Here is a 5,904-nt window from a genome sequence, read left to right as displayed (position 1 = left end):
CGTCCGCGCCCCGGCGCGTGCCGCCTGACCCGCCCCGGCGGCGACCCGGGTGCCCGAGCCCTGGACGGAGTCGATGAAGCCGGCGGCCGAGAGTTCGTCGAACCCCCGGACCACGGTGCCGCGGGAGAGCCCGGTCTGCTCGGCGAGCGCGCGCGTGGAGGGCAGCCTGTCGCCGTCGGCCAGGGAACCGTCGGAGATCAGGTCGATGATCGCGTCCACCAGATCCGCCGTGCCCGAGACCTCGCCCAGGACCAGGGATCCGGGACGGGCGGTGCGGGCCATGCGCTCAGCCTAGGCGCGCGAGGCCGGAAAGTGGTCTCACGGGTCTGCGATAAGTGGACCTTTCCGCCAGTCCACTTTGGCGATGTGATGGTCCACATGCAGATCTACCGCCAATCCCGACGCCTCCGCGACGTGCGCTACGACGTCCGCGGTCCGATCCTCACCGAGGCCATGCGGCTGGAATCCGAGGGCCACGACATCCTGCGACTGAACCTGGGGAACATGCACCCGTTCGGTCTCGAGGCCCGGCCCGAGATCGTGGATGCCGTGGCCCGCGAGCTCGGCACGGGCCAGGCCTACTCGGATTCGCGGGGCATCCCGCAGGCACGGGCGGCGGTGGCCGAGCACTACCGGCGCTGGGGGGTGCCCGGGATCCGCGCCGAGGACGTGTTCCTGGGCAACGGGGTGAGCGAGCTCATCACTCTGGTCCTGCAGGCGATGGTCGATCCGGGCGACGAGATCCTGGTCCCGGCACCGGACTACCCCACCTGGACCGGCGCGGTGAACCTCACCGGTGGCGTGCCCGTGCACTACCTGGCGGACGAGTCCGACGGCTGGAACCCCTCGCTGGCGGACATCGAGTCCAAGATCACGCCGCGGACGACCGCGCTGGTGGTGATCAACCCCAACAACCCGACCGGCGCCGTCTACAGTGCCGAGACCGTCCGGGGGATGGTCGACATCGCCCGTCGGCACGGGCTCGTCCTGCTCAGCGACGAGATCTACGAGAAGGTGATCTTCTCGGGCGCCCGCCATCACCACGCGGCGCTGGCCGCCGGTGACGACGTGCTCTGCCTGACCTTCGGCGGCCTGTCCAAGGCGTACCGGGTGTGCGGATACCGGGCCGGCTGGGTCGCCGCGACCGGGCCCCTCGAGCGGGCGCAGGACCTGCTCGAAGGGCTCACCCTGCTGGCCAACATGCGGGTGTGCCCCAACGTCCCGGGCCAGTACGCGATCCCGGTCGCGCTGGCCGAGGACTCACCGTGGGGTGCCGACGTGATCGACCCCGACGGCCGGATCGAGCGACAACTCGCACTGGCGACCGAGCGCCTCAACGCCATCCCGGGCGTGAGCTGCGTGGCGCCCCGCGGTGCGCTCTACTGCTTCCCCCGGTTGGACACCGAGAGGTTCGGCATCGGCAGCGACGAGGAACTGGTGCTGGACCTACTGCGCTCCGAGCACGTCCTGGTGACCCACGGGACCGGCTTCAACTGGCCCGAGCCGGACCACTTCCGGATCGTGTGCCTGCCCGACGCCGAGGTGCTCGAGAGCGCGATCGGCAGGATCGCCGGGTACCTCGAGCGGCGTGCCGGCCTCCACCGGCAGCCCGGCACTCCGGCGCGGACCCCGCTGCCCGCGTGAGCCCGGCCCGGGCCCGGGCCAACGAAAAGAGCGTTCCGCACACATCGCCCGAGAAGGGGGTGCGCGGAACGGTCTTATGGATGACGGGAGCGAGCGCGAGGGCGCCGGGGCGAACATGGGGCGATCGCGAGGGCGCTGGGGCGGGGGTCAGTCCTCGAGAGCGGGCTTGATGTGCTCCCAGCCGGCCTCGAAGTTCTTGAGGAAGTTCGGCCAGTTGTGCAGCCCCGTGTCGGAGTAGTCCACCCGGTGGTCGACGTTCGCGCGGTCGAGCGCCCTCTCGAAGGCCTCGGCGCCCTCGCGCACGCCCTTCTCCAGGACCAGTCCGATGAGCAGGTTCTGGACGTCCGCGCCGCCGCCGTACTCCTGCAGGTCCTCCGGGCCGATCTCGCCACTGCCGGACGAGAAGTAGACGGCCTTGCCACGCAGTCCCTCCGGGTGAGAGATGGTGTCGTTCTCCGCCCAGCGCCCGCTTCGGTGCGGACCCCACATGTTGTCCACCTGGCCACCGCGGGTCTCCACGCTGAGCCGGACGGTCTGGTAACCGAGCGCGTCCATCGTGGAGTAGTAGCCGCTGAAGGACATCACGGCGTCGTAGAGCCCGGGGTGCGTGGCGGCCAGGTGCATGGCCGCCTGGCCGCCCATCGAGATCCCCCCGATCCCGTTCCTGCCGCTCGTCTCGAGCTGCTCGGCCACGACGCCCGGCAGCTCCTCGGTGAGGAAGGTCTCCCACTTGTTGTTGCCCAGGACCGGGTCCGGCTGCTCCCAGTCGGTGTAGTACGAGGCGAACGCGCCGGCGGGATTGACCACGTGCACGTCCTCGTCCGCGAGCCGATCCGCGATCTGGCCCTGGTGGTTCCACCCGGTGCTACTCACCGGGGCGCCGACGCCGTCGAGCATGTAGAGCACCGGAGCGGCGCCCTCACCCCGGGACGGGACCACCTCGACGGTGATCTCGCGCTGCATCGATTCCGAGGCGACGATCCAGTACTGATACTCCCCCCGCGTGCGCTCGACTCCCCGGAACTCGGTCTCGGTGATGCTCGGATCGACCGGGGAGGGCGTCCCGATGGGGGCAGAGGATCCCTCACCGAGCGGGATGTCCGCGGAACCCACCGACCCGAGCGAACCGGCGGTCGAGCCCAGAGGGACGGAACCCACTGCCTCGATGATGGTCTCCAGATCGTCCGGCCCCAACGTGGTCGGGTCGATGCTGCCGAGCTGCGCTCCGGCCGGGGCGACCGAACCGAGGGTCAGGGCGAGGGCCAGCGCCCCGGCGGTGGCGGTGGCGGCGAATCGGGGCGTTGCGACAGACATACGGCTCCAGAGTTCTCAGTGATGACTTAAGAACCTTAGCCGCATCACCCTGAATCGGCCCGATCACCGCACGGCCTCACGACTCCCGCAACGCCTCCTCGACGGCCTTGCGCAGGTCCTCCGGCTTACGGTTGGGGCCGAACCGACCCACCACGGTGCCGTCACGCCCGATGAGGAACTTGGTGAAGTTCCACGAGATCCGACCGCCCAGCAGACCGGATTCCTGCGACTTGAGCCAGCGGTACAGCGGGTGGGTGCCCGATCCGTTGACCTCGATCTTGGAGAACAGCGGGAACTCCACCCCGAAGTTGCGCTCGCAGAACGACCCGATCTCCTCGTCGGTGCCCGGCTCCTGGTGCGCGAACTGGTCACACGGGAAGCCCAGCACCACGAAGCCCTGGTCGCGGTACTCCTCGTACAGCTTCTGCAACCCCTTGTACTGGGGGGTGAACCCGCACTTGCTGGCGGTGTTGACCACCAGGACGACCTGACCGGCGTAGTCGGCCAGATCCTTCTCGCTCCCATCGAGCAGGCCTGCTCGGAAATCCGTGAGGGTGACATTGTCATCGGGCACGGCGCGTCTCCTCGTCGTCGTCATGACAGGCGGGCTTCACCCGCCGTCCGTCCCGAGGCTTCCACACTCCGGGGCGTTCACGCACCCGGCATCACCGGGCCGCCGACGCCTCGGGCATTCTCAGCGCCGACACCGCACCGATCAGCCCCAGGATCGCGAGGAAGACCAGCGCCCACTCGACCCCCGCCAGCGCGATGACCGAACTGATGCCGCCCACCACGAGCAGGATGATCCCCATGGCCGAGTTGGAGACCGCGACGTAGGTCGTCCGCAGGTCGCCCTCGGCCACGTCCACGACATAGGTCTTGCGCCCCACGCGGACCCCGGAGTGCAATAGCGTGAGCAGGAAGTATCCGCCCACGAAGAACACGGTCCCCAGCGCGGACGAGCCGTCGACGCCGGGGAGCGAGACGGCCACCACGAAACCCAGCGCCACGATCGAGGCGGCGGCGGCCGCCCACGCCATGAGCCGACGACTGGACCGGTCGGCGAGCCGGCCGAAGATCCGCCCCCCGACGAGTGAGGCGATCCCGGAGGCGAGGATGAACCCGCCGAGCCCGGCCAGTGCCCCGGTGCCCGCCGCGACGGACATCGACACGATGAACGGCGGGCTCAGCGACGACACGAGGATCAGGCCACGCACGGTGACGAACCTGCGGAACGTCCGGTCCTCGCGGAACATCCGGGCCGCCTCGGCGAACCAGGATCCGCCGCCGTCGCCGTCCGGGTGATCGGCGGCCCCGGCGGCGGCCTCTCCCGCGGGCTCGGTGACCCGCGCGTAGACCAGCGCCGAGAGCACCCACAGCACGGCGCCGCCGGCCAGCAACAGGGCGAGGTCGCCGGGGCCCAGATCGTCGCCGCCGAACGCACGGATCGCCAGGCCCAGGGTGACGGCCACGATCCCGGCCGCAGAGGTGGCGAGCCCGATGATCTGGCCCCGCTCGCCCGAGGGGATGGTGCGGCCCTGGACGTCCTTGGAGGCGATCGAGCACAGACACCGCCCCAGCGAGAACACCACCAACGCGCCCAGGATCCCCACCCCCGCGGCCGTGCCGTGGCCGAGTGCGGCGATGCCGGCCATCACCGCGACCGCCGCGGCCTGCACCCCCGCCCCCGTGACGAAGACCCACTTGCGGTGGGTGACCCGCAGGACGAGCGGCGTGAGCAGCACCTGGGGCAGCATCGACCCCGACTCCCTGATGGGCACCAGCAGACCGACCAACGCCGCGGGGACCCCGAGGGCGTGGAACAGCCACGGCAGCACGGTGGACGCGTTGACCGTCTGGTCGCCCGAGGACTGGAGGGTGATGGCCGCCACCAACCGCAGGCCGTTGCGGGGGACGTCGCGCTCCACCTGCTCCGGGAGGTCGGTCCCGCGAGAGTGCTCGCGGGTCACGAGGGCGGAGTAGACGGTCTCGGCGGCGGTCACGGTCTGGAGAGCCTAATCGCCGCCGGCCACTGCGGTCGGGGCGCCTGAGCATCGGTGCTCCCGCATCGCCGAGGATGGATGCTCCCGTCGCCGAGCATCGGTGCTCCCGCATCGCCAAGAGCGTCCCGCACACATCGCCCGAGAAGCGGGTGTGCGGAACGCTCTTATCGATGGCGCCGTCGGCGGACGTCGCTCAGGCCAGCGGACCACCACAGTTGGGCCACGCGCCCGGCCCCTGCCCGGCGAGCACGCGCTCGCCGATGTCGATCTGCTGCTCGCGGGTGGCCTGGTCGGCGGTCGGGGCGTACTCGCCGCCACCGAAGCCGCTCCACGTCTGGGCGGCGAACTGCAGACCGCCGAAGTATCCGTTGCCGGTGTTGATGTGCCAGTCGCCGCCGGACTCACACTGGGCCACCTGGTCCCAGGCGCTCGCGGGCGCGGCGGAGGCGGCGGGGGCCGCCAGCGAGGCTCCACCCGCGGCGATACCGCCTGCGAGCATCGCGCCGGTCAGGGTTCGGACGAGCTTCTTCTGCATCTCTCGTGACCTCCTGAGGTCTCGTGTCGTGCATCGGGTGTCCAGCATCGGCCGTCGACCATCGACGGGGACGGCGGACGACCCTACGAGCGGGGTACGGGGGCGACGCAACCCCCGCGCGGCGAAACCGGGGGATCCGGGTCGGGCTCGGGCGGCGGGAGTCGGGACCCCCACGGGGATCGGCGCTGCTCACAGGGTCGGTTCGGTGCGACACCGCGACTGCCGGGCCCTGCGGTGAGATGGCTCACCTCGCCGTCGTCCCGCGTCGCGCTCCCGACCCATAGGCTCGGCGGCATGTCCGATCACATGATCCGCGTCGACGGGCGGCGCATCGCCGCACACGAGTGCGGCGACCCCGCCGGGCAGCCGGTGATCCACTTCCACGGCACCCCGGGCTCGCGTCTCGAG

At 70.9% G+C, this 5,904-nt stretch carries 6 protein-coding genes; 1 reads left to right on the top strand and 5 read right to left on the bottom strand.

Annotation, left to right across the window (positions count from 1 at the left end; translation table 11 throughout):
- On the bottom strand, positions 1-282 hold a 282-nt coding region (locus G6031_RS12350), incomplete at its 3' end, for a winged helix-turn-helix domain-containing protein (RefSeq protein WP_182653417.1).
- Between the two features lie 96 nt (positions 283-378).
- Here G6031_RS12350 and G6031_RS12345 point away from each other — a divergent pair.
- Positions 379-1,644 carry a pyridoxal phosphate-dependent aminotransferase gene (locus G6031_RS12345; protein WP_182653416.1) on the top strand — a complete coding sequence of 422 codons (1,266 nt, stop codon included), beginning with the start codon at positions 379-381 and terminating at the stop codon, positions 1,642-1,644.
- 147 nt (positions 1,645-1,791) lie between these two features.
- Here the strand turns inward: G6031_RS12345 and G6031_RS12340 are convergent, their stop codons facing one another.
- The 4 genes from G6031_RS12340 to G6031_RS12325 form a co-directional block, all read right to left on the bottom strand.
- Complete coding sequence (locus G6031_RS12340; RefSeq protein ID WP_182653415.1) at positions 1,792-2,958, bottom strand: alpha/beta hydrolase family protein; 1,167 nt, start codon at positions 2,956-2,958, stop codon at positions 1,792-1,794.
- Positions 2,959-3,034: 76 nt separating this feature from the next.
- On the bottom strand, positions 3,035-3,532 hold the full coding sequence (locus G6031_RS12335; RefSeq protein WP_346034869.1) for a glutathione peroxidase: 498 nt from the start codon (positions 3,530-3,532) through the stop codon (positions 3,035-3,037).
- Positions 3,533-3,623: 91 nt separating this feature from the next.
- Complete coding sequence (locus G6031_RS12330) at positions 3,624-4,961, bottom strand: MFS transporter (RefSeq protein WP_182653414.1); 1,338 nt, start codon at positions 4,959-4,961, stop codon at positions 3,624-3,626.
- A gap of 193 nt (positions 4,962-5,154) precedes the next feature.
- Entirely contained in the window at positions 5,155-5,460 is a 306-nt protein-coding gene (locus tag G6031_RS12325; RefSeq protein ID WP_277815267.1) for a transglycosylase family protein, read from the bottom strand.
- Positions 5,461-5,904: the final 444 nt, after the last annotated feature.

Source organism: Dietzia sp. CQ4, assembly GCF_014145125.1.
Lineage (GTDB): Bacteria > Actinomycetota > Actinomycetes > Mycobacteriales > Mycobacteriaceae > Dietzia > Dietzia natronolimnaea.
Note: the sequence above shows the minus strand (reverse complement) of the source record. Positions and strands in the feature narration are given on the sequence as shown.

Excerpts from the sequence above, each read along its gene's own strand:
- G6031_RS12345 (WP_182653416.1), top strand. The coding sequence starts at position 379 with ATGCAGATCTACCGCCAATCCCGACGCCTCCGCGACGTGCGCTACGAC.
- G6031_RS12340 (WP_182653415.1), bottom strand. The coding sequence starts at position 2,958 with ATGTCTGTCGCAACGCCCCGATTCGCCGCCACCGCCACCGCCGGGGCG.
- G6031_RS12325 (WP_277815267.1), bottom strand. The coding sequence starts at position 5,460 with ATGCTCGCAGGCGGTATCGCCGCGGGTGGAGCCTCGCTGGCGGCCCCC.